This is a genomic window from Nocardia acidivorans NBRC 108247 (assembly GCF_001625085.1).
In the GTDB taxonomy this organism is placed as follows: domain Bacteria; phylum Actinomycetota; class Actinomycetes; order Mycobacteriales; family Mycobacteriaceae; genus Nocardia; species Nocardia acidivorans.
The window spans coordinates 1-26,934 of the sequence record NZ_BDAW01000046.1 but is presented as its reverse complement, the minus strand read 5'-3'; the positions used below and the strand labels follow the sequence as shown (position 1 = coordinate 26,934).

The 26,934-nt window shown below is 63.6% G+C and carries 17 protein-coding genes and 1 pseudogene; 5 read left to right on the top strand and 13 right to left on the bottom strand.

The features are described 5' to 3' along the window. Positions 1-18: 18 nt before the first annotated feature. Positions 19-1,101, top strand: a complete 1,083-nt coding sequence (locus tag NA10_RS23655) for an alkaline phosphatase family protein (RefSeq protein ID WP_067571604.1) — start codon at positions 19-21, stop codon at positions 1,099-1,101. 167 nt (positions 1,102-1,268) lie between these two features. Here NA10_RS23655 and NA10_RS23650 read toward each other — a convergent pair whose 3' ends face one another. The 3 genes from NA10_RS23650 to NA10_RS23640 form a co-directional block, all read right to left on the bottom strand. Then, positions 1,269-1,676 carry a globin domain-containing protein gene (locus tag NA10_RS23650; protein ID WP_067571602.1) on the bottom strand — a complete coding sequence of 136 codons (408 nt, stop codon included), beginning with the start codon at positions 1,674-1,676 and terminating at the stop codon, positions 1,269-1,271. Between the two features lie 62 nt (positions 1,677-1,738). Beyond that, a complete protein-coding gene (locus tag NA10_RS23645) occupies positions 1,739-2,440 on the bottom strand; it encodes a DivIVA domain-containing protein (protein WP_067571600.1) in 702 nt (233 codons plus the stop codon). After that, positions 2,431-3,666, bottom strand: coding sequence for an FAD-binding oxidoreductase (locus tag NA10_RS23640; protein WP_218021566.1), 1,236 nt, complete (start codon positions 3,664-3,666; stop codon positions 2,431-2,433). Before NA10_RS23640 ends, NA10_RS23645 begins: the two co-directional genes overlap by 10 nt. A gap of 601 nt (positions 3,667-4,267) precedes the next feature. On the opposite strand from NA10_RS23640, the gene NA10_RS23635 reads away from it, so the two are divergent. Next, positions 4,268-5,068 carry a nucleotidyltransferase domain-containing protein gene (locus tag NA10_RS23635; RefSeq protein WP_157556704.1) on the top strand — a complete coding sequence of 267 codons (801 nt, stop codon included), beginning with the start codon at positions 4,268-4,270 and terminating at the stop codon, positions 5,066-5,068. Here NA10_RS23635 and NA10_RS23630 read toward each other — a convergent pair. From NA10_RS23630 to NA10_RS23620, 3 genes are all read right to left on the bottom strand, one after another. After that, positions 5,049-5,264, bottom strand: a complete 216-nt coding sequence (locus tag NA10_RS23630; RefSeq protein WP_067571596.1) for a cold-shock protein — start codon at positions 5,262-5,264, stop codon at positions 5,049-5,051. The two genes, NA10_RS23635 and NA10_RS23630, sit on opposite strands and share 20 nt — an antisense overlap. A gap of 498 nt (positions 5,265-5,762) precedes the next feature. Further along, positions 5,763-7,799, bottom strand: coding sequence for an ATP-binding protein (locus tag NA10_RS23625; RefSeq protein ID WP_067571594.1), 2,037 nt, complete (start codon positions 7,797-7,799; stop codon positions 5,763-5,765). 169 nt (positions 7,800-7,968) lie between these two features. Continuing rightward, on the bottom strand, positions 7,969-8,466 hold the full coding sequence (locus NA10_RS23620; protein WP_067571593.1) for a winged helix-turn-helix transcriptional regulator: 498 nt from the start codon (positions 8,464-8,466) through the stop codon (positions 7,969-7,971). Positions 8,467-8,568: 102 nt separating this feature from the next. On the opposite strand from NA10_RS23620, the gene NA10_RS23615 reads away from it, so the two are divergent. Together NA10_RS23615 and NA10_RS23610 are read left to right on the top strand one after the other, a co-directional pair. Beyond that, complete coding sequence (locus tag NA10_RS23615) at positions 8,569-9,219, top strand: dihydrofolate reductase family protein (RefSeq protein WP_067571591.1); 651 nt, start codon at positions 8,569-8,571, stop codon at positions 9,217-9,219. Between the two features lie 486 nt (positions 9,220-9,705). Then, complete coding sequence (locus tag NA10_RS23610) at positions 9,706-10,824, top strand: MBL fold metallo-hydrolase (RefSeq protein ID WP_067571589.1); 1,119 nt, start codon at positions 9,706-9,708, stop codon at positions 10,822-10,824. On the opposite strand, the gene NA10_RS39550 is transcribed toward NA10_RS23610, so the two are convergent. The 7 genes from NA10_RS39550 to NA10_RS23575 form a co-directional block, all read right to left on the bottom strand. Then, on the bottom strand, positions 10,785-11,243 hold the full coding sequence (locus tag NA10_RS39550) for a GNAT family N-acetyltransferase (RefSeq protein WP_084515167.1): 459 nt from the start codon (positions 11,241-11,243) through the stop codon (positions 10,785-10,787). The two genes, NA10_RS23610 and NA10_RS39550, sit on opposite strands and share 40 nt — an antisense overlap. Before the next feature lie 181 nt (positions 11,244-11,424). Continuing rightward, positions 11,425-13,629, bottom strand: a complete 2,205-nt coding sequence (locus NA10_RS23600) for a UvrD-helicase domain-containing protein (protein ID WP_157556703.1) — start codon at positions 13,627-13,629, stop codon at positions 11,425-11,427. A 28-nt stretch (positions 13,630-13,657) separates the two neighbouring features. Next, positions 13,658-15,382, bottom strand: a complete 1,725-nt coding sequence (drmB, locus tag NA10_RS23595) for an MrfA Zn-binding domain-containing protein (protein ID WP_067571585.1) — start codon at positions 15,380-15,382, stop codon at positions 13,658-13,660. Next, positions 15,379-18,567, bottom strand: coding sequence for a helicase-related protein (locus NA10_RS23590; protein ID WP_067571583.1), 3,189 nt, complete (start codon positions 18,565-18,567; stop codon positions 15,379-15,381). Before NA10_RS23590 ends, drmB begins: the two co-directional genes overlap by 4 nt. An 8-nt stretch (positions 18,568-18,575) precedes the next feature. Further along, on the bottom strand, positions 18,576-20,384 hold the full coding sequence (locus NA10_RS23585; RefSeq protein ID WP_067571581.1) for an ATP-dependent helicase: 1,809 nt from the start codon (positions 20,382-20,384) through the stop codon (positions 18,576-18,578). A 2-nt stretch (positions 20,385-20,386) separates the two neighbouring features. Then, positions 20,387-24,991, bottom strand: a complete 4,605-nt coding sequence (locus NA10_RS23580; protein ID WP_084515165.1) for a DEAD/DEAH box helicase — start codon at positions 24,989-24,991, stop codon at positions 20,387-20,389. 248 nt (positions 24,992-25,239) lie between these two features. Further along, positions 25,240-26,439 carry a DNA cytosine methyltransferase gene (locus NA10_RS23575; protein ID WP_084515164.1) on the bottom strand — a complete coding sequence of 400 codons (1,200 nt, stop codon included), beginning with the start codon at positions 26,437-26,439 and terminating at the stop codon, positions 25,240-25,242. 183 nt (positions 26,440-26,622) lie between these two features. Between NA10_RS23575 and NA10_RS38250 the strand changes: the two are divergent. Next, positions 26,623-26,934 (top strand): annotated as a pseudogene (locus NA10_RS38250) (hypothetical protein); the annotation flags it as partial.

Below are 26,934 nucleotides of genomic sequence, written 5' to 3'. Positions count from 1 at the left end.
TCTCGAAGGTTGTCCCGCATGAGTCGGGTCCTCGCCGCCGCCACACTCGCCACCCTGCCGCTCACCACCGCCATCCCCGCCGCCGCCGCACCGACCGTGAACAAGGTCGTGGTGATCGGTATCGACGGCACGCTCTACAGCGAGGTGGTGGCCGCCAACGCGCCGAACCTCGGACTGCTGGCCGCGCAGGGGACGCTCGCGCGCACCTCGATCGCACCGCACACCACCATGTCCTGCGTGTCCTGGGCGACCGCGCTGACCGGAGTGTGGGATACCAAGCACAGCATCAAGGACAACGACGCCACCTGCACCCCAGCGGCTTTCGTGCCGTACCCGACCGTTTTCACCCGGTTGGAGCAGGCGCGGCCCGGGCTCACCACCGAATCGCTGGGCACCTGGGACAAGATCGGGATGATCGCGCGCACCGGAAATCCGCACGCGGACAAGGTCTCGGTGACGCAGATCGATCCCACCGGCTCGGGAGTCTGTGAGACGACGGCGGATTCGAACGCGGCGGCACAGGTGGTCTCGGCGGTCACCGACGACGGGGCGGATCTGGTGTTCACGCATCTGGATCAGGTGGACATCACCGGGCATACGTTGCGCGGGATCTGGCCGCAGGCGTATCGCGATGCCATCCAGCGGGTGGACACCCTGGTCGGGAAGATCACCCGGGCGGTCGACGCGCGCCAGGCGGCGCATACCAACGAACGCTGGACCATCCTGGTCACCACCGATCACGGGCATAAGCCCGAGGGCGGGCACGGCGGTCAGAGCGCCTATGAGACAGCCAGTTTCGTGATCGCGCGCGGACCGGACTTCGCCGCCGGGGCACAGCAGAACGGCTACACCCTCGCCGATATCACCCCGACGGTGCTGGACCTGCTGGGCGTCCCCGTCCCGGCCAACCTCGACGGACGTTCGATGCGCGACGGCGGATCGGGTGATCCGGCCGCGCCGGCGCCGAACACCCCCGCCATCGATTCCGCGGTCACCGGCTCCTCCTCCGGCTCGGCCGAAGCGTTGATGGTGAACAACCCGCTCTGCATTCTGGGCACCGGATCCGGCAGCGGTTCGGCCAGCGGCTCTTTCGGCAAATAGCCCCGCCACCGAACCGGCAGATCCGGCACCCCGCCGCCTCCTGGTCATCCCGGCATGGTTTTGGCCGGGATCCACACCCGCTGTGTTCCAACAGATATAAATTCCTACCAAGAAGCGCGCCGGGATGACGGTCGCGATGACCGGGATTCGCCGATAACGGCGGGCCGCTACGCGGCGTTCTCCTCCTCCGCCGAGAGCATGAGCTCGACCACCGCACCGTAGGCAGCGGTCCAGGTGGCGGCCAGCTCCGGCGTCCACTCCTCGCCCAGGAAATGCTCGAGGGTGGCGAGCAGCGAGGCCCCGGCCACCGGGTAGTGATCCGCGATCACGCCGAGCCGGGCATGCTGCCGCCCCAGTTGCTGGACGAAAGACGGGTCGTCGCCGAGGGTTTGGACATTGGTGACAATCCGGCCGAGTCCGGCCAGGAAGCGCTCGCGCTGCGGGCTCAGATCATCGGCGAACATGCCGCGGACCTCGGGATGGGCCTGGAAGAGATGCGCGTAGAAGTACTCGACCGCCTCGGGCCCGACCGCGCCGACCCGGCCCCAGCTCTGCTGCAATGCTTCGATATTCATGGGTGTCCCCCACTTCCCTTTCGTGCGTAGGTAATTCGGATTTCGGTGGTTCAGTTCTCGGACTAGAGTCCGGCGTTCGGCAGATCATGCGAATGCGCCGCGCCACCGGTGATCTCCTCGATGGCGTCGGCGCCGCCGGGCAGCAGCGCCAGCTTGTCGACCTCGACCGAGAGGGTCATGATCATCGCCTGGAGCTGGTTGCGCAGTAGCCCGGAGTACGCGCGCAACTGCTCCGCGGATTCGGGATCGGCCTTCCCGTTCGCCCGACCGAGCCCGGATTCCCTTGCCCGGTACAGCATTTCGCGCTGCTGCTCGCGCGCCACCCGCATCAGGTCGCGGGCGTGCTCCTCAGCCTGCTCGACAATGGAGTCCGCCGACAGCTGTGCGCGATTGAGAATGTCGACCGCCTGCGCGCTGATACCGAGCGCGTCCTTGGCCATCTCCTCCTGCAATCGGGCGATCTCCCAATTGGCATTGGCGAGTTGACGTTGCAGTTCGGCCTGTTCCCCGGCGGACGCCATGGTCTGCATCTGCATTTGCAGGGCATCGCTTTTCGTGGCGAGCTGCCGGTTCTCGCGCTGCAACCGGGCCAACTCCTCGGAGTTGCTGGTCAGCGTCAACTGCCGGTTCTCGCGCGCCAATTTGGCCATGGCGCCGCGTATCTGGGTGAGGAAGAGATCGACCTCGTCGGCGTCGTATCCCCGGCGTCCCAGTCGCGCGCCCCGGAATCGAACGGATTGAATGTCTTCGGGTGTCACATCCATTGGCCAACCTTGTCGAGATCACGCGCGGCGTTATCGGGCTCCGGCCCCTGGCCGAAGGTCTCGAATCTGATTGCGTGCCGCGGCATTCCGGCTCCGGTGAGCGCGGAGACGGTGGCGGCGACCATGGCGGGCGAACCGCAGACCAGGGCGGTGGCGCCGCCGGTCAGATCCCGGCCGCGCGCAGCGACAGCGCCGACCGTGCCCTGCACGCCCGCGAATCCCGGATCCTCGGAGACCACGGGGGTATAGGTGAACCACGGATTGTCGGTGCGCGCGGTGAGCGCCTCGTGGTCGTAGAGGTTCCACGCGGTGCGGACGCCGTGGAACAGATGCACGCGCGGCGCGAATCCGGTGCTGTGCGAATCCTGTTCGACCCGGTCCAGCACCGCGCGCAGCGGCGCCAGTCCGGAACCGCCCGCGATGAGCAGCAGACTGTCCACGGCATCGGGCGGGAAAACGAAGGCGGTACCGACCGGAGCGCCGAGGCGAATCCGGTCGCCGGGCCGCACCGACCTGGCGAAGGCCGCACTGACCTCGCCGCCGTCGACCACCTGGACGTGGAAATCGAAGGTGCCATCGGCACGCGGCGCGTTGGCGGGTGAGTAGTAGCGCCACAGTCGCGGACGCTGCGGAATCTCGACCGCCAGCGACTGGCCCGCCTCGTACCGATAGGGCTGGAGCGGGCGCACCGTATGCACGGTGACATCGATACTGCGCTTCTCGGTGGCGATGATCTCCGCCTCCCACCAGGCGGGCTGACCGTCGACCTGTTCGGCCCGTTCGGCGGCGTTGATCATGATGCCGGCCACGGCCTCATAGGCGTCGGTCCAGGTCTGCGCCAGTTCATTGGTCCAGCGCGGGCCGTGGAAGTGCGCGAGGGTGGCCAGCAGGGAACCGCCCGCGGCGGGATAGTGCGCGGCGACCGCGCCGAAGCGACGGTGGTCCCGCCCGAGCTGGGCGACGAATTCCGGGTCCGCGGCGAGGGTTTCGACATTGCTGACAATGCGGCCGAGGGCGGCGAAGAATCTGCCGCGCTGGGTGGTCATCCGGATCGGGAACATATCCCGGACCTCGGGATGGGCGAGGAACAGATGCGCGTAGAAGTACTGGATGGCCTCGTCGCCGGCGCGTTCGACCAGCCGCCAGCTGGCCTTGAGCGCGTCGACGTTCACCGCGCCCGCACGGGTAGCGGGCCGTCGTCGCCTGACAGTTGCTGGTGCATCCATACCCCACAATCCTTGGACGGTCGTCCGAGCATCGGCCAACTTAGGGCATGAAATGGGGGCTGTCTAAACGAGCGAAACGTCGTTTGACAGGCTAATTATTAGCAATCGGAGCCCGCTGGGACGTGGGCCACATTCGACGCCGAGCGGGCATGGCACACTATCTCGGTTCGATAAATACGACGAAAGGCCGACCTCAGGGCTGCGAAACCCGAGGTCGGCCTTTTCGGCTTGTGCGGCGCTAGTTAGCGGCCGAAGGAGCCGGTCCACAGGGTGCTCAGGATGCCATGCAGCGCGGCGGAGCCGGTGTCGAGCAGGCCATTGAGAGCAGCGGAACCGGTGTCGATGATAACGGGGATCATTTTATACCTTTCGGTGAATCTCGATCGAACTAACGACAGCCAGCATATCGGCGCTCATTTCGGGCTCGTTACCGGGCATTAGCGTTGTGTGATGGGCGTCACCCATTCCGAACCGTGTGACCCGAGTCATATTCTCATCGAATTCTCAGCTATAACGGTCAAATCACGCCCCTATTTCCTTGGGCAATGGCTGCGCGAAATCGCGTGGACCAGCACGGCTTCGGACGCTAGCGTCACCGTCCATGACACTGCGCTCGATCCCCTCCTCGATGGACCCGGCGGTGGTCGCCACCATCGACGGCGAACTGGCCAGAATCGGCCGTGAGCAGGGCGTCACGGTACCTCTCGCCATCGAAAGCGGCAGTCGGGCCTGGGGTTTCCCGTCACCGGACTCCGATTACGACTGCCGGTTCGTCTACCTGCGCCCGCTGGACGACTATCTGACGCCGTGGCCGCCGCGCGATGTCATCGAGACGCCGCTGGTGGGGCTGCTCGATGTCGGCGGCTGGGATCTGGTGAAGGCGCTGCGGCTGCTGGTCCGCGGGAACGCGGTGCTCATCGAATGGGTGATGTCACCGATCATCTATACCGCGGATGACCGATTCCGCACCGAATTGCGGGAACTCGCCGAGCAGGTGGCGGATCGCGATCGGGTGGCCCGGCATTATCTGCACCTGGGCGCCAGGCAGTGGCGACTTTTCGACACCAGCCGATCACTGAAGAAGGTGTTCTATTCACTGCGCCCGGCAATGGCATTGCGCTGGTTGCACGACCATCCGGATACAGCGGTGGCGCCGATGCATTTACCGACCCTGCTCGCGGAATGCGAACTGCCGTCGGCCTTCGTCGAATCGGTCGCCGAGCTCACCGAATTGAAGTCGCGCACCCGGGAAATGGGCAGCGGCGAGGTGCCCGCGCCGATCGCCGCGTTCATCGCGGGCGAGTTCGAGCGGGCCGCGGTGGAATTCACCGGCGACGAACCGGCATCCGCGGAGCGGGCCCGCGCCCTGGCGACGGAGTTCTTCAGAAACCAGCTGCGATGACCCGCACGATGACGGCCTCGGGACCCGGCTTGGTGCGCCGCACCTCGAACTCCACCCGCTGACCCTCGGCCAGCGAACGGAAACCCTCACCCTCGATGGCGGTGTACTCCACGAACACATCAGGACCGCCGCCATCGGGGCTGATGAAGCCGAAGCCCTTCTCGCTGTCGAACCATTTCACAGTGCCGTGCACCATCAACCGAACCTTCTCGAACGCCTGGACCTTTGGGCTGCGTCCCCACGCGCGCCGCGGTCCATGGTTGCACGCGGGCGGATGTGATGTGCGCGCACCCGGAATCGATGCCCGGGTCGTCCGGTCTGGTACGGGAAGCGATGCGACACCCACGCCGTTGGGGGTGCCGCATCGCGCTGGGGGTGATCACACGGGCGGTGGGCTCCTAGCCCGCGCGGGCTCGGCACCACCGGCATGCTCGCCGAACTCGCCGATCGCGCCCGCCAACCCCCACCGAGCGCAGGGAACGGCCGAAGCATTCGGCGCGGACCCGTCGTGCAGCCCGGGACCAGGCATATCGCCTTCGCGGGCATGCTGCTCTCGGTGGCTCTCTGGCAAGGGGATTCGACGGGCCCTGCAACCCCTAGCCCGCGCGGGCTGTGCAACCCCTAGCCCGCGCGGGCTGTGCAACCCCTAGCCCGCGCGGGCTGTGCCCTCCTAGCCCGCGCGGGCTGTGCCCTCCTAGCCCGCGCGGGCTGTGCCCTCCTCCTCGTCGTTACCGCGCATGGAGTAGACGCGGTCGAGGAAATCGCGGTGAGCGCGCAAGGTGGCGTCCAGCAGCTCCCGCCAGGTGCGGCGGTCCACCCGCTGATCGCTCATCAGCGAGGAGAGCGAGGCGGGACCCAGGCGGTCGATATGGTCGACGATGAAAGTCAGTCTGCGGCGCGGGAATTGCGCGCCGATGCGCGGATTCTCATCGAGGAAGCGATCGAGTTCGTAGAGGTAGTTGACCGCGCGGTTGTACTCCTCGTCGGTGAGGTGGTAGTCCATCCGCTTGATCTCCACGATCCACAGCTCGCCCGAATCGTGCAGCAGGACGAAGTCGGGCTCGCGTTTGGGGCTGCCGATGGCGGTGGTGAGCAGGGTGGTGCCGAATTTGTGTGTGTACCAACGCTCGAAGCTGGCGCGCACGCGTTTGAGCGATTCGTTCATGCCCAGCGGCGTCCACTCCGGGGCCAGCAGCCAGGGCGCGCTCTCGATGAGCTCCTGCAGCGGGCGTTCGAGGGAGCGGCGGTCGTCGATGAGCGCGCGCAGCCGATCCACCACGGCGACGCGTTCACTGGCGATCTGCCCGAGTGAGTAGATCTCCGCGACCCGGGCCCGTTCGAACAGTGCTACAACGACATCCATCTCGGGTTCGGCGTCTTCGGCTATCTCCTTGAGGGTTTCGAGCAGACTGCGCTGCGGGCCGAGCGAGAGCGCCAGCCGGACCATGTTCTCGATATGCGCGGGATCGTCGAGTGAGGCCCTGTCCTTGTGCGCCACCAGTATTCGCGCGGCGTCGATCACCGAATCGCGGAACAGGCGATCCCCCGGTGCGATCGCCTCCAGGGTTTCGCGGAGCCGAGAGCGGTCCACGAACTCCTCCCAGACCCGGCGGCGAATGGATTTCTCGCCGACGCGGCCGATCTCCTTGATCAGCGCCTGTCCCCACTGGGCGAGCGCCTCACCGCGCGGGGAGTTCCACATGATGTCCTGGCGGTCGGAGCGGACCAGGTCCTCCTCATCGTCGAGCCAGTCCACGTGCACCGCCCCGACCAGGTAGGAACGCAGTTTGAACTCACCGGTGAAACCGGCTGGAATGCCGAAATCCCTTGTCTGCGCGACGATCTTGCCGCGTGCGTAGATGCGCACGCCCGCCATGGCGTCGTCACGGTACGGCTGTTTCGAGTACGCGATCCAGCCGCTCACCGGAAGGAACTTGTGCCCGAAGCGCACCGGCACCCGGCTCACGTCGATGCGGGTGTCCTCCATGACGTCGATGGGCAGATCGCTGAGCGTGAAGCTCTCCGCGCCGATGCAATTGCGCACCCGCACCTGCCAGTCCGAGCGTTCGATGCCGAAGCGCGAGGCCAGTTGGCGGCTGAGTTCGGTACCGCTGTTCACCCGCTTGCGGAAGAAGTCCCGCAGGATGATGGTGGTGCCGCGTGCGGCGGCGTAGGTGCCGTCCAGCGGACCCGGCCGCGGGTAGTAGTCGCGTTCGGTGTCGGAGAGCATATCGCCCAGGTCCATCACGATATGCGATACAGGCCAACCTGATTCGTGCTCGTCACCGGAATGACTGCCCGCGGTGACGACCTCGATGGTGCGGCAGATGCCGAAGGCGGCGAGCTTGCCGATTCCCTTGCGCCCCATGACCGGTCGACCGCGCTCCCGGGACAGATCGGTCCCGGTGCGAATGCGCCGATCGGAGCCGACCATCAGATAGTGCTCGTTGATCTCCTCGGTGGTCATGCCATGTCCGTTGTCGGACACCACGATTCGATATGCGGGCTCGTCGGCCGAGCGCACCGTCCCGGCGAGGGTGACGCCCCACGGTAGTGAGACCTCCACCTCGGTGGCGTCGGCATCATAGGAGTTCGCGATGAGTTCGGCGAGTACCGCCGAAACCCGGTCGTAGAGGCGGATTCCGAGCTTGTCTATGGCCAGCCGGCTGATCCGCATCGTGTACTTGTGGTCGTCGCATCCCTGCGTGGCCGCATGCACGTCGTTGTACATGGTGGGCCCCCAATTGCCCTCTCGACAGCCTTCGTTCAGCTATCCCTGATATCGATGCAACGCGAACCGGTTAACAAAGGGCTGAACATTCACCTACCAGTTCGTCACGGTCGTGTTCCGAGATTCACCGGCGGGTAGCCCGATGCAACGGCAAGGTCTCGGTTACCGATTACCGGCCCGAATTCTGTTCCAGGGCGGCCTGGTACGCGGCGGCGAGGCGTTCGGTGGCGCGGGGTCCGGAGCGCTCGGGCAGCGGTGTGCCGAGGTGCGATTCGCGGAGTTCGTCCATGAAATCCGCCCAGAGTTCCGGACCGCCCTCCTCGAGCAGTTCGGCGCGCACGCGCAGGGTGTGCGTGGTCGGGCGATGCCGCAGCCCCCACGCGCCCAGGTGCGCCATGACCGGCACGAGTTGGATGGCGGGTTCGGTGAGCCGGTATTCGGCCTTCTGCCCCGGGCGCACATCATCGCGGCTGAGCAGTCCGGCGGCGGTGAGCCGCTTGAGCCGATCGGACAGGATGTTCGAGGCGATGCCCTCCTCGGAGTTGTTCAGCAGCTCCCGGAAGTGCCTGCGATCGCCGAACATGATGTCGCGCAGCACGAGCAGGCTCCACCTGTCGCCGATGACCTCGATGGTCGCATTGATCGGGCATCCCGAGCGAGCGTCCATGCCTGCCTCCCACGTTTTTCCACCAAACCGATTGCAGATCGCAACTGGTTGCTTCTATGATAGTGACTGATTGCAAACCACAACCAGTTAATGAGGTGCGTTATGCCGAAACTTCGAGTCCACAACCTGTCGATCTCCCTGGACGGCTACATCGCCGGGCCGAATCAGGGACCCGACCATCCCCTCGGCGTCGGCGGAATGGACCTGCACACCTGGGTCTTCGACACCGACTTCGGACGTGCGATGTCCGGCGAAGCACCGACCGGAGCGGGCGGACTCGACGAGAAATACGCGGCCGCGGGTGAGGTGAATATCGGCGCAACCATCATGGGCCGCAATATGTTCGGACCCATCCGCGGTGAATGGCCGGACCACTCCTGGACCGGCTGGTGGGGTCCGAACCCGCCCTACCACCACGACACCTTCGTCCTCACCCACCACCCGCGCCCCTCCCTGGAGATGGAGGGCGGCACCGTCTTCCACTTCGTCGACGACACCCCCGAAGCGGTACTGAAGCGCGCCTTCGAATCCGCGGGCGGACAGGATGTGCGCCTCGGCGGCGGCGCGAGCGCGGTCCGGCAGTTCCTGCGCGCGGGTTTGGTCGACGAACTGCACCTGGCACAGGTCCCGATCCTGCTGGGCGGCGGCGAGAAGATCTACGACGATCCGGCCACGTTCGCGGGGTATGAGTGCACCCGGCTCGAATCGTCGGACAAGGTCACCCATATGACGTTCACGCGCCAGGGGCGGTGAACGCCATCGGAGTTCCGGTTGCGAACTCTGCGCAGCGGCATCGACCCGGGGGGCGAGACCTGGGCTATTGAGCCCGGACATAGGGCCCCGGGCTCAGCATTCTGCCCGGATCGACTGTCGCTGTCGGTGTGCACGGGCCCCGCGATCTCCGAAATGTCGATGCCGACGGGCGCCCGCATGCGCCCGAGACCCGATGCAACGGCAAGGTCTCGGTTACCGATTACCGGCCCGAATCCTGTTCCAGGGCGGCCTGGTACGCGGCGGCGAGGCGTTCGGTGGCGCGACGTGGCACGGCCGATGGGTCCCGAGTCCGCGAATTGCCGCGAGTCGAATGTCCATGGGCCCGGCGTGATACCCGGGTGCGGTTTACCCGCGTCACGGGAATTCGGCGCTCCCAACGCGTACTCCGAAGCTGCGGGCCGTGGGCGGCGGCATTCCGGCAGAATGCGGTCTGGACCGGTGGTCCCGCGGGCGAGAGGAATACAGGTGGCGCGCAGTCCTATTCAAGGCGGTCTGGCGGGGTTGGCCCGGCGCGGGCTCGCGGGGCCCGTCCAGCGCGGCCTGCGCACATTGGCGCAGCGGATCGCGACCCCGCCCATTCCGGTGCCGACGATCGCGGAGACGATCGCCGCACGACAGCGCTTCTTCGGGGTCGATGCCGTCAACGCCGAAACCGGCTCCGTGCGTTCGGACCAGGTGATCCTGAGCTGGTTCGGCTGCGCCAGTTTCGCTGTGGCACTGGGTGGTTCGGTATTCCTGCTCGACGCCTGGGTCCCCCGCGGCGCGACCTCGGGATACGTCCCGACCACGCCCGCCGAGGTAGCGGCGCTCCGCCCCGCCGCGATCTTCATCGGCCACGGGCACTTCGACCACGCCGCCGACGCCGGGCCGATCGCGCAGGCCAGCGGCGCGGTGGTGCACGGCACCGCCGAACACTGCGCGACCGCACGCGAACAGGTGGGCGGCGAACCCGAATTCGCTTGCGTGGAACTGGGTTCCAGCACCTCCCTACCGGGTGATCGCTACGAGTTCGAACTCGAATCCGGCATCTCAATAACAGCCGTCCGACACATCCACTCGGCGCGCACCGCACGCTACGAGGGCGCGGACGCCTGCGACCCCGTCAAACCACTCCCCGCCCTCCGCGATCTGCGTTCCTACCCACCCACTCTCACCGACACGGCCCACCTCCTACGCCGCCTCACCGATCCGGAGGGCGGCGTACTCCTCTACCAATTCCGCACCGAAACCTTCACCCTGACCTGGCACGATTCCTCGGGCCCCCTCCTGGACAAAGCGCCCCGGGTACTCGAAACCCTCCGCGCCCTCCCCGAATCCGACGTCCACATCGGCGCGGTCCAGGGCTACAACCAGTTCACCAACGGCCTACGAGACCCCCGCACCTACATAACGGCCCTACGCCCCAAGGTCTTCGTCCCCAACCACCACGACAACTGGCTCCCCCTGATAACCGCCCGCGGCGAGGCCTTCCGAGCACCGCTGGAAGCCGAATTAGCCCGCCTCCCAAAGGCTCCCACCCTCCGCATGGTCCTGGACCCCGCCGACTACATAGCCCCCGGCCGCCTGTCCTTCCCCGCGCAGTAACTCACCGAAACCGCAACACCCCCGTCATGCGCCAACTCGGTATCGGGCACCACCACGAACCCAAACCTCTCATACAACCGAAACGCCGAATTATCCACCCGCACACTCAAACTCACCCCATCATGCCTCCCCCGAGCAATATCGAGCACCCCTTTCATCAACGCGGTCCCCAACCCACTCCCCCGAAGCCCCGGCGCAACAGCAATAGCCAACTCCGGCGTCCGCTCATCAACAAACCCATAAGCGGCATTCTCGGCAGTGAATACCCTCGCCCAACCCACCACCCCGAAATCCCCAGGCACACCCCACCCTTCGACATACCGAGCCAGCGCAAGAACATCCCGCAACTCATCCGCCGACCCCCGCTCTCTCCCGAGAGTACGAAGCCTCGAACAACATCTCCCACAAGAACTTCTCATCCGACGCCTCGGCCGGCCGCACGATCACGCTGCCCATCTCACCGACTATCGGGACGCGGCGCGTTTCGAACTCCGGGCGGCTCCCAGGTCCAATCTCCGGTGGGATATCGCACAGTGAGTACCGCCGAATAGTGCCTGCCGGCCAACCGATCACAATATGGACGGATTCCGTACCACACGTTCAGACCGCACGACTACGACCATCTGACTCGACAACCGATTCCAGAGCAGCCGAGAGAAGCTCGGAGGGCACTCCGGTCCAGTAGACACCCAGCCCCTCCCGCGCGCGTGACCCTGCCACATATAGCAAACATCGAAGTTTGGTTTCCTCTTGCCGACGTTCGTACTCGGCGAGCCCACGCAGATACGGGGGCGGAAAGGAGTCGGCCCCGAGCTGCGCGAGGATCACCGCCCGAAACTCCAAGCCCTTCGCTCGATGCATCGTCATCACTCGCACGCAGTCCCCGGCGGCATGGTCATCGGAACGCTCGTCGATCTCGACCGCGGGAATACCGTGATTGGTGAGGGCTTCATGGATTCGACCGGCATTTCTGCGCTCGAAGGTGAGCACGGCGATGTCTGCGAGGGCGAAGTTCGCTGCGTTCCAAGCGAATAGCGTCTCGGCGATACCGTCGAATTCGGCCTCGTTCGTGCTGAAGCGATGCGCCAGCAGCGCGGGGCCGTCGAACACCGACCTCGCCCCGCGAAAGGTGTCCGAGTCGAGGTCGAGATCGTCGGCCTTGTGCTCGACGACCCCGAGGCACCACTGATGAATCTGCTTCGACGTTCGGTAGTTGATGGTCAGCCGTCGTGATCGCCCGCGCGTATCGATGCCGCATCGCGACAGCGGTACCGGCTTCCCATAGATTCGCTGATGCGCATCACCGACGATGAACAAGTCGTCGATACCGGGGGGCACGAGGGCTCGGATCAAGCGCCAGTGCGCCGGGTGTAGATCCTGAGCCTCGTCGATCACCGCATGCTGATACGAGAACCGTTGTCGCAGAGTCGGATCCACCGCCAGGTTCGCCGCGGCGCGGGCCGCGAGCTGGGTGAAGGTCATCAAACCCTGAGCGCTCATGAGTCGTTCGAACTGCTCCATCACATGCCAGACATCGCAACGCTGAGCTCGCGTGAGCCTTTCGACGCGTCCGGTACGCGGAACCCTCAGGTAGCCGGTCTCATCGGAGATTCCGTTACCCAACACCACTTGGGACCACTCGTCAGCCAAGAAGGCCGGAGTCCACGAACCGACGGCAACGAGCACCGCCTGCGACCAGAGTTCCTTTGCCTTGGAGTCGTTCTCGGCGATAAACGTAGCCGACTTCACCGCCAAGCGCCCGATATCGGTGGTCGACACAACTCGCCGCGCCAGCGCATCAATGTTCACGACGTCAACGATGTCCAGCAGTTCCCGACCGGCGAGCTGCATCAGCTGGTCTTCAATCGCGCGCGCCAAATTCTTGGTGAAGGTCGTGAACAGTACCCGTTGCCGGGACCCACGCAGATGGTGACCGAGAAAACGGGCCCGGTGCACAGCCGTGACCGTCTTGCCCGTGCCGGCCCCTCCAGTGACCCGGAACGGGCCATTCCATCCCGTGTGAGTCGCAAGTTTCCGTTGCAGTGGGTGCAGCCATACCCGCCATTTCGCGAAGTCCCCCTCGAGCATGGCACGCAGTTCATCGGCGTTATCGGTATCAACGGCGATGAAACTCAGTCGCGACAGGGGCCGACGCAGTGCCGCCTCGATGTCATCGACGTCGACAGTGCCGGGGTCATCGACCACCAGATCTCGCCATACCTCGTCCGCGGTCTTGCCGTAGACGAGATCCAGGACAGCATTGCCCTGCGGACTGGGTAACGCGGTGACAATACGTTCCAGGGCATCTTCATCGGTCACCGCCTTCAGTTCCGCCGCCAACGCAGGATCGATCCCGAATCTTTCGAGGTCTTTCTGCCGGACCGACTCGAGTAGCAGCCGCTCCATCGGCTTGCCCCCGCCGACGTACTGGCGAGCGCTGTCGACAGCCTGATCCAGCGCTGACGCGTCGAATAGCTCGACGGCGCCAGTTTTGGCATTCACCTGCAAGGTCAATGATGCGGCGTAATCATACGCCGCATCATGTTTCTTTATCGCCACGAGGAACAAGATGCGGGTGTCACAGTCACCGCCGGCCGCGAGCAGCACGGCGCGGTATTGGTCATTGATCCGAGCAGTACGAACGTTCTTGTTGCGTGCGGACTTCGGCTGCTTGAGATCGAGTCCGGGGGCGTCCGGATCTTGCTGCAGCTTGAGCATGAAGGGCACCACGCGCGTCGTAATGCTCTTGTCCAGCGCGTCATACGATCGCTGAAACAACTCGTGCATCAAGACCTGGGTCTGCACCGTCACTCCTGTCGTCGGCGGTGATCGCCTAGTTGTTCAGGTAGTCGCTGAACAGTCCTTCGGATTCCTCGCCCAGGTCATGAGTTCCGAACAGCAGCGCCCGGTCGAGGAAGGTGTTGTTCAGCTCGCAGGACGTTTCGGGCACGAGCACGCAGGCGTGGCAGGCGGCCAGATTCAGGGCATCCACCCCCGACCCGGTCGACTCGATGCACACCGGATCGGCCGAGCACCAGGACAACCGCGTCAGACCCTCGCGGAGGGCACTCGCGAATCGATCCGGATCAGCTTGCGACGCAACGCCACCCAGGCTGCCAGCGGAGTCGGAACTGGCTGTATATACCAGGATTCCCGCACTGTCGGACCCCACATACAGGCGCTCACGCAGTGACGCGGCGGGATAACCAGCGTCGAGAGACAACTGGTCGATGATTACATGCGCGAGAGTGTGCATTGCAACTCGCACGATATCGACCGTAAGCGGCTCCGGCCGCCGGGTCTCCGCGGCCATGCGTTTCGCGGCCTTGTCGAGCATCATCCGTCGGTGTTGCGCAAACGGCTTCTCGGCCCAGGAGGCCAGCGCATGATGATCGAAGGCGACGAAGATGCCCTCGCCGATCACCTCCACTGCGGGTAGCCAGTGCTCCACCGAATGCGAAAGCGCACAGAGGGTTTCGGTACCGTCATCGCCAGTACCTTCCAAGCGCGAGAATCCGCGTAGGGCTCGAACCTCCCGCAACCGCGTGACCTTGCGCACTTCGGTAACGAGTTTCGGCAGATCACCCGCCAACTCCATGGGGATACAGACGAAATCAGAATCCAGCACGTCGTCGACGCGGCCTTCTACGAGTGCGTTGAATTCCTGTCGGCGCAGTGCCGCCTCGTCGAGCGGCGATCCGTGGGTCTCACCGAGGCGCCGATCGACCTCATGTTTGATGTCCACCACGGAGAAACGGCCTTTCGAGGATCCGGCGAGATTATCCAGTCCCTTGTCAGTGATCGCCTCCGGATCTTTCAGAACGACCCAATGCCGATCGACGAACTTCGCCAGAGCCTCGGAGTAGGGCGGGATGGAAATCGCCGACCGCACTGCGGGAAACCACACATTGGACGCGCCACGCTGCAGAACCTTGGGTATCTCGGTGCAGTCCTGCTTATGGTCCGGTCCCAGCCAGGGCCGGTCGCCACGGCAAAATCCGAACTCCGCCAACGCTTTCGGCGTGGTCGAACCCTCCAGGGAGCGGGGCGCCACACCGCACGAGCACTTGAGCACGAGGTCCGCCAGCGATGACGTCCGCCCGAGCGCGGTCAGCGTCATCAAGTGCTTGTCATCGCCCGTCGACGGTCGGCCGTGCAGCCAGCGCCAGTAGGGGAATTCGCCGACATGTCCGCGCGTACAGGCGACGATCAATCGAAACGGTGTGAGGTCGTCCTTGGAAGGGCAACTCGCACACGTCGCGACATTCCAGTCCTTCGACAAGTCGTAGACCGATCCGATCCGACGACAGGCGGGGCACACCTGAGTGACCGGAAAACGGATTACCGGGATGTCGTTCTTCCCACCCGCGGGAGGGGATTTCAGCTCCTGAACTCCAAGGGACCGCGCCAGCCGAGGCTCGCTGATGACCGGCGCGCGACCGACTCTCCACTCGTCCAACCCGACGATCATGTAGCTGGTCGACTCAGAAGGGAACAAACCGCCGATGCCATAGGTGCTCAATAGTTGGCTGCGGCGGGCCTTCGGACCGTATTTCATCGCGACCTCCTCATATTGAGCTGATAGAGGCTGCTTTCGGCATCGACATCACGCATGCTCATCAACGTCGGCCAAGGCGTCTGCTGCTGGGAGTAGTCGATGCCCTCCTCGGTCAACGCGCTCGCGGGCGGGACGAGCAAGGCAGCCTCTTTGTTCTTGTCGTTGCTGTACCGCATCTTCGGTTTGGAGGCTCCATCGTCGGCCCAGACCTCGATCAACGCATCAACCTCATCGACAGTGGCATCGATCTCATCCGGTGCGACCGCTGTCACGCGCTGCTTGATAAGCCCGGCGATCTCGCGTAGCTCATCCCAGTGTTGATCCGCCAAATGCGCGGCCTCATCGCCGGCGAGTGCGGGCACCAATAGGCGAGCAAGCGAGACCAACACACCGTGCAGGCCGCGGTCGCGCGCACGCGCTGCGAATGGAGTTGCGCTGGTAGCCTCGACGGCCCGATACAGGGCTTGGTGGTAGGGGATGAAGTTCTCGTAGTGCGACCGGTCTCGAGAACGAGCTCCATTGAAGATCACGACAACCAAACCCGGATGTTTTCGCCCGACGCGGGAAGTCGCCTGGATGTACTCGGCACTCGATTGTGGTTGCCCCATAACAGTCATAAGGCCGAGGCGATCGATATCGACGCCGACCGAAATCATGTTGGTAGCCAACACGACATCATCGGGCGCACCGTCAGCGAGAGTCCTCTCAATCTGCTTGAGGCGGCGCGGAATCTCGGACGATGCCACTCGGCTCGTCAGCTCGTTCGGCGTCCCGAGCGGGCGAGGCACCGTACCCTTCCGATTGGCGACCAGCCCCAGTCGCTCCCGAACATCACCCTCCACTTGCAGATTAGCGCTGCCGAGCACCCGCAGACTGTTGAAGTACCCGAGCAGGGTCCAATAAGGATCGCGGGTGGAGTCGTCTCCCTCGACGTCCTTCGCGGCTTGCAATAACGCGGTATAGACTCGTACCAACAGCGTCGCATGGCTGGCACCCGGCGCCATGATGCCGACGTATTGCCGGGTGCCCAAGACCTCACTCGGCGCGGGCTCGGCGAAGAAGGACTTGTCCGGATCGATACCGGGCGGCGGGAATTGAGCGGCAGTCCGCGCGAATACCGAGGTGATCTGCCGCTGTGCCCGTCTGATGGTGGCCGTGGAAGCAATCACCTTCGGAAGTCCTTTAGCGGTGCCATCGACCAGCGAATCCACCGAACACGCGGCGTCAATGGCCGCCTCATAAAGGCCGACCATCGAACCGAGTGGACCCGAAATGAGGTGCAGCTCATCTTGAATGATCAGCTCGGGTGGCAGTCCGATACCATCTCGGGCAAACAATTTGCCTACCTCGGCGTTCCACGCCATCATCGCGAATTTGTCGACGGTGCCGAGTACCAGTTCCGGGCGCGCCGCATAGATGTCCTGGTCGACGACGTGCACCGGAAGGCCTTCGGCGAAGTCGCACTCCGGTTGCTCGCATGCGATACGCAGATGCCGTTCCTGCTTACCGACGATCGAGTAGTTGTCATGATCTAATTCCATTCCACACCATGGACATTCGGTGAGCTGAACCGGATTTTTATCAGTGAGCTCGCCACCCGACGCAAGAGTATTCAGCGACTTGCGCGCATCGTTGATTGTGTTCGGCGTACCTCCGTATCCCACCCACAGCCCGATCGAGAAAGCTCGTGTGCCAAGCAGGGTCTCGTCGTTCCGACGCACCATCTCCAGCGAGCACATCAACATCGACGCCCGCTCGAACTGCTGAATAGTGAGCAATCGCAACGTATATCGCATGATGGTGGCTACGCCGGTGGCGTCTCGGTCGACCAACCGCCTACGGAGGATGGTGAAGGCGATCAAACCCAGGTACGCCTCGGTCTTACCGCCGCCGGTGGGGAACCAGAGCAAGTCTGCGATCTTTCGATCCGGATGGTTGCGGTCGCTGAGCCCGGGCAGATTCAGCAGGATGAACGCGATCTGGAATGGATGCCAGCGATCGTTCACACCACTGCCAACCTGACCCGTGGCACCACCGCGAATCCAATCCTGGCGGGCACGCTGCAGCTGCATCGCATTGTTGGCCAGGCGGAATGCCCGCATCGATTTCGAGTCATCCTCGAGATTCCTGATGCCGGCGGCGACACGATCGGCCGCGCCACGTGCTTGAACCAGGTGCCGCTGGGCGGTCTCCAACAAGCCGTCGGCGACCTGTGCGGTCCCGTCGGCGATTTCACCCTCCAGCTGGTCGATCCAGGCACGGTAGTGCTGTACCAGCCTCTCCAAGCTTCCTAGGACCTCGGCATCACTTGCCTCCGAGAGGAAGGACATGCGCAGATCAACGGAGCTGTCCAACTGTCCCGGCCGGGCCCGCGGTACGTCGTAGGCTGGCACAAATGTAGTCGAGACGCCGTCGACCATGCCGTCGACGATGGCCGAAGGTTCCCAGGTCGCAGCACATCCGTGACCGACGGCGAACGTACGCATATTGCGATAAAGCAGTGCAGCACTGTCCAAATCATCGTCGTTCCCGATGCTGTGGTGCTGCGCCCGGTCGACGATGGCAGGCGCGTCGGTTCCGACCGATATGCCGACTTGGAACCATGCCTTGGGGTCGCGCAGCACACCTTTGGTCGCGATCTGTGTGTTGCGGAGGCTGACCGAAACAGTGACCACACCATCACGCTCCGGGCGAATGTAGCGATAGAGCTCCAGCCCGTCCGTAAGCGGATCGGAGAAAATGCCAGGTTTTGTGAGTTCCTGAACGATAACCGGAAGTTCCATCGGAATCCGGCTCCATCGACCACCACGCAGACCGGCGGCGGGCTGCACGGGCGCACCGCCGTCATCGAGCTGAATGTATCGCGCCACCCGGACCGCCAGTAAGATCGTCGACTTGACCGATATCCGCACCGACAGCGTCAATCCCATAGACGACGGGTATCGCATCCGAGCCTGCGAAACCGGTGTGTCCTCGATGACGTCGTCCTGATCGGATTCCCCGTCGGGTTCTCCGACCTCCTGCAGCGCTTCGTCGATCGGCCACAGCACCCCGACGACATATCGATCGAGGGGAGCCTCGTCCAATGTCTCCGGTTCGTCGGTGTCGGGTCCGACAACGTCGCGCGCGAGTTCCTCGACCATCTCCCGGCGGAAGCGGTACTGCTCTGCGAGTTTCGACTCCATTGACGAGCTCATTTATCGCCCTTTCTGGACTGCCAATCCGGCTGCAACATGCCGACCAGCCGGGGCGCCAGCCAGATGCCCACCGCTCCCATACCCAGCCCTGCCGTCGCCCGAGGATCGCCCGCGACCGACTCCACCGCACTGACCGAGAGTCCGAACAGCCTGTTGGGCAACACCTTCGGATTTCCGAACGCGGTGCGGAAGGTCGCGTCGAAAGTCGGACTGGATCGCCCGATCGTTCGACCGTCCTCGGTGACGAAAAGATATGACGCTTGATTCTCGGATTCGCGCTGCGGATCCAAGAACCCCTCGACGCTCAAACGCCCGATTCCCCTGGCGAACTCACGCTGCAGCGCAACCGCGGTACTTCGATCACCGAAGGGCGCGTCCAACGCGAGGTCTGCGTTGAGAAACTCCATCGAACGGGTTCGTCTGGTCTTTCCGACCCGCTCCAAGATCCGTTCGGGAAGCCTCCGGTCCTCTTCGAACCGTTCACGCGGAGGTGGGATTTGGCAGCGATGGACCTTGTCGCGAGCACGGCTGAGACCGACATAGCGGGTGCGAATCGACGGCCACTCATCCTCCTCGCCATCACGCCGGGCCACGGGATCCACCAGGAAGACCCGATCGAACTCGAGACCCTTCGCACGGTGCACAGTCGAAACAACAACGTCCGCGGTGTCCTGCGAAACCAGTGTCAACGGAATCGCGCCCGATCTGATCAACCGGTTGAGGCGAAGGAGGTTCAGCGAGTTGCGATTTCGAGAAACCCCCTCGGCTTCCTTCAGGAGGTACCACGCACCATCCGGCGCAGCTCCGACCGGCAGCGAGGCCAGCGCCGCTTCCACCTCGTCACGCGTGACATCAATGCGCTGGAAGCTGGCCACTGCCTGGGCAATCCATGCCGCCGCCCCGAGTTCACCGGCTGAGCGCCGTACCACGTGGTCCACCGCGGCCGCCCGCAGGCTGCGCGCGGACCGCAGCACCTCCGCATTGGACATGCACAGCACGGCGGTTGGGCCCTGTCCCGCCAACAGTCCCGCCCAGCTGTTCACACTGCCCAGATCGAGCAGGTCCGAGTCGAACTCGCCGAGTATGGTCCTGGCCCGCACCGCGTCCGGCTCCGAGCGCAGGCGCTCACCCAGTTCGATCACGCGCTTCGGGTCCCGTCCACGCGCCCGGTAGTTGACACCGAGAGCCGTCTTCGTCGCACCGTACTCTACGCGAAGAGCCTCGAAAACCTCGTCGAATGTGGTTTTGCTCCGGCTCTTTCGGGAGTTCAGCTGAAAGTTGTAGATGCCCTGCAGCGGGTCACCCAGTGCGGTGATGCCGACCGATTCGTCAAGCAGGCGAAGAAGCGTGAGTACGAAATCCGCACGATCGCCGACCAGGTCCTGTATCTCGTCGATCACGACATGACGCAGATCCTCGAGCTCCGGCGGCAGTTCGTCGAGATCCTTCAAATACGCTGTGGCCTGTCGTATTCGGGCATCATACGAACCAACCGGCTCGATGCCGGCATCGACGAGCACGGAGTTGGCGAACGAATCGAAGGTGCGAATGTTCGCCTGAGCGACCTCCCGAAGCTCCAGACGCCGCCGCACCGCGTCCACGGCGGCACGGGAAAAGCTCAGGACGAGAACCTCAGCCGACGCCGAGAGAGCTTCCTCGCGTATGAGGTAGTCGATCCGGCCGGCTACCACTTCCGTCTTCCCTTGACCGGCGGCCGCGATGACGAGCAGTCGATCATCTATCGGCGCAGCCACAACCACCTGCTGTGCGACGTCGAACTCGATGGGGTGAACAGCTTGTGCCACTTCTACTTCCACAGATGATCGAAATGATGGAACGCGAGCTCGAGACCGAAGGCCTCGATGTTGTCGCGTACGTTCACTATCAGGACTTCCTCGGAGCCCCCGTTCCGTGGACCACGCAGGCCACGCCCGATCATCTGCTGATATCGGTTGGGGCTGAAGGTCGGGCGAGCGACATACACCGCGCCGACCTTCGGCGCGTCGAAGCCCTGCGACAGCACGTTGTAGTTGGTCAACACCCGGATCTCGCCGGCACGAAACCTGGAGATGAGTCGACGACGTTCGCTCGGGGGCGTATGTCCGGCGACAGAAGCCGACGCGACCCGGTAATGCGAAAGGATGGCCGCCAATTTCTCGGCATGTTCCACCGAAGCAGTGAAGACCAACGCCGTCATATCGTCGGGCAGGCCCACAATCGACTCGATGATCCGATCATTGCGTTTCTCGTTGAGCGCCACCGAATTCAGATCGATCCGGTAGTCGTTCAACTGCGAAGTCTCGATCTCCGATTGACTACCAACCACCGCCCGGTTCAAGGTCATGCCCTCGAGCTCGAGGTGACGAACCTTCGCGAGGATGCCCAAGCGCTGTAGCTCCGCGTACGGATCGTCACCCAGCACACCATCGGTCAGCAAATTCGAGTCGTACCGGTTGATGAGGCCTCGAGTCTGCTCCTCGTTGTGGCCACGATATGGACTGGCGGATAAGCCGATCAGGACACGATCTCGCTCCTGGGCTCCACGCTTGAGCCAATTGAACAGCTGAGTGTAAGTCGGCGAGATCGAGGTGTGCGCTTCATCGACGAGTACGACGTCGGCATCGGTCAACCACTCGTGTCCGCCCTTGTCGCTGACGGACTTCAGTTTGTCATCGGTTGCTACGACAAGGTGCGTGCCATCCTCCACGGGTGTCGTATCGTTCGAGCCCCACAGGCGGCTTACCGTGAGCTTCGCCCCCGGAGGCGCGATCGCCGTCCAGGTGTAGGACCAGGTGTCCACCGCCTGCTCACACAGCTCATTGGTCTGGGCGATCCAGATGATCAGCGGCTCGGTGTCAGACTCCCGAATATGTTGGATCAAAGCCTCGACCGCGACCCGTGTCTTGCCGGACCCGGTGGGAAGCGCGACAATCCCGCGATTCTTACCTCCCGGCCGCACAACGTACAGCAGGTTCTCCACCACCGACTTTTGAAAGTCATGTAGGGGCGGCAGGGCTACCGGACCGATTACCTCGAATCGCGGTGCGGGATTCACTTCCCGGCTGCCCGCGAACTCCTGGGCCAGACCAAGCTCCTGAATACTCCGCCGGGCCTGAAAGCCACCACCGAGCTTGGGGAGGTCGACCCCGCGGTCCTGGATTACGGGCTTGAGCCGCTCCAACAGCGCGGCCCCCTTCGCCGCGTGCGCCAACTCCGCGACCTCCTCACCGCGCAACTTGCGTCCGTCGCGGCGCTCAATGAAATCAATTGCCCCCGAAGGAACTTCCTTACGCAGAGCATCCTCGCCTGCCAGCAACACGAGCTTGCGATTCTGGTTCTTCTCCAGCCGCACCTGTTCTTGCAGCTTGTTCTTCTCGCGCCGCGCCCCGATGGCCAGCGCGTCCGCGATGGCAGCGGGTGAGAGTCCAAGGCGCAGTTCGGAGTTCACGGCCGCCAGCAGAGCCGCGTTGTCCAGACTGTCGAGGTGGTAGATGGTGCCGTCCTGGCGCACGACCGCATGATCGGTCTGGAATGAAGCGGGTGCGTCACGCAGCGCCACCTCGATCGCGAGATCTGAGCAAGGGACCAGCTCGGCGGCTGATTCTTCCGGGAGAACTGCTCGTAGACCCGGGAATCGGTCCATCAACGGTGTCGCCTCACCTGAAACAGTCGGCAATACCGATCGGTGAATCAGGCTATGCGCGTCTATCAGCTCCCAAACCTTGATCAGTGCCGACATCTGCTCACGGGTATCCACCAACAGCGCCGGGTGTCCGGCTGCCTGCAGCAGCTTGAAGTCCGAGACCACGGTGGTCACGGCCGCCTCCGAAGGGCACACCAGCGTTTTCTTCGCCCCGACCTCGACGCCGAGTTCATCCGGTGCCGCAGCGCCCGCCACCGCGGCGAAGCCGTAAAGCTGTGACAACCGTTCGTCTGCAAGGAAATGCCAAGGGTGAGTTAGGATCTGCTTCCAATCGTGAGGTGTCAAACGATCTCGCAGTCCCAGCGCGACAGCCTGTTCCGCAGTGACCTTGCCGACGGGTATCAGGTCGGCTGGCAAACCGCGAGCCGGCGCGAAGCAGTCCCGGACCGGGCGCGGACCATAGGACGTTGCCAAGTAACCGTGACGGGTTACCCACCAGATCGCAGGATTGGCGAAAGGCATCCCGGGGCCACCGGTGGCATCCACGGTCCACGGCGCGGTTCGCCCACGCAAGACCGCCTGCGTCAGCGCCAGCCGTCCCTCTGGCGAAAGTTCTTGAAGGACGTCTAGACCCCAGCTCGTCTCGCCCGATTGGATCCGGATTCGCGCGGTGGGAATCGTCTGCCCCCTGGCGGCCAACCAGTCGCGATATGCGGTGCGCGCGGCCGCTTCCCATGCTTCGAACCACTCTTCGGGACACCGATCCCGCCTGGGCCGTAATTCGCCGCTGGCGCCCAGCAGGCGCAACAGCGGCAGATCGTCGGCATGGAACACGGGGTCGAGTGTCACGACCGCGTCGCGACTAGCGTCGGCCGGGACGATAACGCCCGGAAGCAGCACCTTCCGCAACGGCACGACACGCTCGGCCAACGATCGCACCGGAACGGTCCGATCGGGAAACGACCTGGTCAAGATTTCCGCGGCTTCGCGCGGCGGCAGGCTTCTGGTCAGGTCCCATAGCTGCGCCACCATAGGCCCGGATACCTGCTCTGCCTGGATCATTCGAGCGAGATGAGTTTTGAGCCGGCCGAACTGGTCCATTCGTTTGATGCCCAGCGCGATGAGCGCGTCGACCACATCCACGTCGGCAACGACCTCACGATCAACGAACTGCGCAGTGTCCTCGCTTGCGGAGTCGGGCAGAAAGATTCGGCCTACCTGCGGAGTCTGCAACGAGTTGTCCGCAGCGAGCACGAATGCGGCTCGACGCATGATCTGGGAATGATCCGCCGCGTCACGATCCACGAGAGCGGCCAACTTGATGGCCTCCTGGGAACCCGCAACGCCCGCCGATTGAGCCAGCGCACGCAGCCACTCGCCGATGGTTCGGGGTTGCACACGCGCTAGTGCGGCAATTCGGTCAACCTTCGCTCGACGTTCTTGCGTCCGACCGGCAGAGTCGTGCAGCCAGTTACTCGGCCGTCCCGCCACTGCCGCCCAGCGCGGCTTCCAGGAGTCGAAGTCGGACAAGAAAGTCGGAGGCAGATTGATGCCGGCAGGGCGCAGCAGGCGACCATCCATATCCGGTAGGCACGCGGTACGGGTGACGGCCACGAGGATCGGTTCGTTGATATCTCGATCCGCCCACGACCGGGACTCGCGCCCACGAGCGGGGATGATATCCAGGACCGAGCCGGGATCCGATGCGTCGACGAGCTTCGCCAGATTCGCGCTCACCAGGTCGGGCAGCACGGTCAGCAGGATCTCTCGGTTGTACTCGCCTTCGAGAATGTCGTGCCGATCCTCGTTGGTCTTGAACGGGGCGTTGATGATTCCGGCGAGCGTCGTCTGTGAATTGGTGGGAAAGTATGACCAGAACTGACCGATCCGAGTCCGATCCCGTTCCGGGACAGCCCAACTCACATCGATGGATTCGCGACCGGTGATCGCCCCCGCTTCGGCGCGCGCGAGCTCTGAGGGCTGATGTTGCGCCCGAAAGACTCGCCACCCGAAACGCGCATCGCCCGAACATAATTCGACACGATCACCCTCGCGTTCAGCCCGCCAAGACCGAGATCGGTCGCCGACTTCATCGCGCAGATCGATTTGAGTGATGTGCGGAGCGAAGAGCAGGAACTCGGCGGGAAATTCGAAGAGCTTGTCGCCAAGCCAGTCCACACCTGACACCAGCGGCAATCGCACAATTGTCGAGGCCCACTCCATCAGCGTCGCCAGGGTCTGATCCTGCGTGGCGAGCTCGAGCGGGTCGAACGCGGTTCCGATGCGCAGTACCGGAGTCCGGGGCACGTTCGGCGAGATGGCGCGCACGGCCGACTCGGCCGCCAGGCGGTCGAACCGAAACGATCCGGTGCGGCTGATGACTTCGGGGCGATCGCTTATCCCGAGGACCGACTTGAAGCCAAGTCCGAAACGCCCGATCTGATTGTTCTGTTTCCTGGACAAGTGGGAGGCCATAAGGGTTTCGACGCCGTTCGGCGTCATCGGACGCCCTTCGTTGGCGCAATAGAGATGCCCCGCATCGAGTACGAGTGCGATTCGACCGTGATCGTCTATCAGTGCATCAGCGGCGTTCTGAACCAACTCATATAACTGCTTCCGGCCATACCCGCCGGTAACATTTGACAGCTCGATACCTGCATCCTGTTCGATCAGGTTCGGCTTGACCCGATACGCCTCAAGACACTGTTCGGTTTGTTTTCGTACATGTGCCGCAAGCTCACCATCGACACCGACCCACCCAGAGATCATTTCCACCCCATGACAATTGGACACGCGTCATACGGCCGATGCCGGCGCCGTTCTGGCCGTCTCATCGGCATGCAATCCTGGGTCGTTACCCACCCAGGAACGTCCCGATATTTAATGATGGCAGATACCACCGACATTGGCGCGGCAAATCGAGCCTCACCCGCCCCGACGTGACCGAATCCGGGACGAACAGCGCTCCCGAGAGCTCAGCCCACCCCACTCAGGACGCTGCAATGCTTGCGCACCCACTAAACCGAAATCGCATCCAGGTCAACCATGTACGGCCTCCCGTTGCCGTCCAGCAAACCAACCACCTGGTCTGGTTTTTCCAATGGGATGAGCGTCAAAATGTACTCGTGATTACGCACTGCCGCCCACGTGCCCGCTACGGCTGCATTCAAAGACTCTTCGGTGGGCCGTTTTGCAGATATGGCGGCAGCGAGAATATGAGCACCGACTCTCGGCGGAATCGCGTTGCCAATTTGTTGATACTGGTCCAAGCCAGCCCATGGGTAATCCACCGGAAAGGTTTGCAAGCGACCTGCTTCCGACGGTTCCAGTCGGTCACGGTCCTTGCCGTCAGACACAATTCGGTTGCGTCGAACCTTTCCGGTTACCGTCGCCGAGGGCTCATTCGACCCACGCCTGCCGCGCAACTTGGGATTTCCCCCGGTACCGTAATTGGAGACAATGTCGAAGCTGTACGGGCGCGTCTCCGACAACGCCTCACCTGCCGTTGTCCACGGCAAGATCTTTTCGTCACCGGCCTCACGGGCGACCCGCTTGTTGTATCGGCGATGGGTGGCGTTGGGGAAGTTGGCAGGGCGATCGAGGCACGCGATGAGAATCGCCCGGCGGCGAGTCTGTGGAACACCGAATTCCTCGGTGTGAACAATGTCAACCCGTACGTCATAGCGATGCTTCCGCAATTCGACGGCAACCGCATCCCACACCGGCTTCACCGTTGGCACCTGCTCGAGGATGATCGTCTCGAACGGGCGCTTCTTCTTTATCGCCTCCAATGCCCATCGGAGTGGCTGCAATACGAGCCCCGTCCGCTCATCATCGAGAGACGACAATTCCTCATCAATATCCTTGTCGGCGGCCATCTCCCTCATCAACCGGCAGACCTGTTCCAGCGCCTTGCGCCCAGCGCCGGCTCCCGCCACTGAGTAGGTCTGGCATGGCGGCCCTCCGGTCAGAACCTTGGCATTCGGAAACTCATCGAGGAGGTCCAAATTTCGCGCATCAGCCTGACGAGTCCCCAGCCCAGCGGCGATCCGGGTGCGGCACGCATCCTCGTCCAATTCGATACCGACACAAGGTATCTGCAGCCATGCAGCCGCTACGTCCAATCCTCCTGGGCCCGCGAACAAGTCGATCATCACGACATCCGAAGGATCCACAGCGTTGTGTGACAGATCGGCATTCACGGTGTCGACGGGCATGTGGTCAGATCCTAGACGGGTCGCTGATCCTTGATCACCAACTGTCTCACTGCTGCGAGGTCTCGCTCCGGTAACCCGTTCACCTGCGATGTAGTACACAACTCGGCTGTCACCGGATCTTGGCATTGCAATCCCGTTCGTCCGATTTGCCGGTGGGTCTCGCTAAGGCGGCTCAGGCCTCTGGTGCTGGTCGGCTACATGGCCCGCGAGAACGACGTCCTATCCATTGCCGCGCGCCGGGTGACACCAGAGTTCACGTCGATCGAAGTCTGGGCGGGCGCGGGCGGCCAGGCCGTCGGATTGCATCAGGACGAATGGCCCTCGGCCACATACGAGAAGCCCGTCAGCGTCGCTGAAGCCTTGGGGCCATCGATGCTTGCTCGATTCGCACCATATTTCGAAGGCGATCACGCAGAACGAGCTCACGTAGCCATCGAACGATGGCAGACGATGTCTCACGGACTAGGGCCTGTGTCGACGCTCTTCGAATTCCGG

Coding starts and splice junctions, on each gene's coding strand:
- NA10_RS23620 (WP_067571593.1), bottom strand. CDS start 8,466: ATGGACGCTCGCTCGGGATGCCCGATCAATGCGACCATCGAGGTCATC.
- NA10_RS23640 (WP_218021566.1), bottom strand. CDS start 3,666: ATGGATGCACCAGCAACTGTCAGGCGACGACGGCCCGCTACCCGTGCG.
- NA10_RS23630 (WP_067571596.1), bottom strand. CDS start 5,264: ATGGTGCACGGCACTGTGAAATGGTTCGACAGCGAGAAGGGCTTCGGC.
- NA10_RS23615 (WP_067571591.1), top strand. CDS start 8,569: ATGCCGAAACTTCGAGTCCACAACCTGTCGATCTCCCTGGACGGCTAC.
- NA10_RS23655 (WP_067571604.1), top strand. CDS start 19: ATGAGTCGGGTCCTCGCCGCCGCCACACTCGCCACCCTGCCGCTCACC.
- NA10_RS39550 (WP_084515167.1), bottom strand. CDS start 11,243: ATGAGAAGTTCTTGTGGGAGATGTTGTTCGAGGCTTCGTACTCTCGGG.
- NA10_RS23580 (WP_084515165.1), bottom strand. CDS start 24,991: ATGATCTCTGGGTGGGTCGGTGTCGATGGTGAGCTTGCGGCACATGTA.
- NA10_RS23575 (WP_084515164.1), bottom strand. CDS start 26,439: ATGCCCGTCGACACCGTGAATGCCGATCTGTCACACAACGCTGTGGAT.
- drmB (WP_067571585.1), bottom strand. CDS start 15,382: ATGAAATACGGTCCGAAGGCCCGCCGCAGCCAACTATTGAGCACCTAT.
- NA10_RS23645 (WP_067571600.1), bottom strand. CDS start 2,440: ATGGATGTGACACCCGAAGACATTCAATCCGTTCGATTCCGGGGCGCG.
- NA10_RS23635 (WP_157556704.1), top strand. CDS start 4,268: ATGACACTGCGCTCGATCCCCTCCTCGATGGACCCGGCGGTGGTCGCC.
- NA10_RS23650 (WP_067571602.1), bottom strand. CDS start 1,676: ATGAATATCGAAGCATTGCAGCAGAGCTGGGGCCGGGTCGGCGCGGTC.
- NA10_RS23590 (WP_067571583.1), bottom strand. CDS start 18,567: ATGGAGTCGAAACTCGCAGAGCAGTACCGCTTCCGCCGGGAGATGGTC.
- NA10_RS23625 (WP_067571594.1), bottom strand. CDS start 7,799: ATGTACAACGACGTGCATGCGGCCACGCAGGGATGCGACGACCACAAG.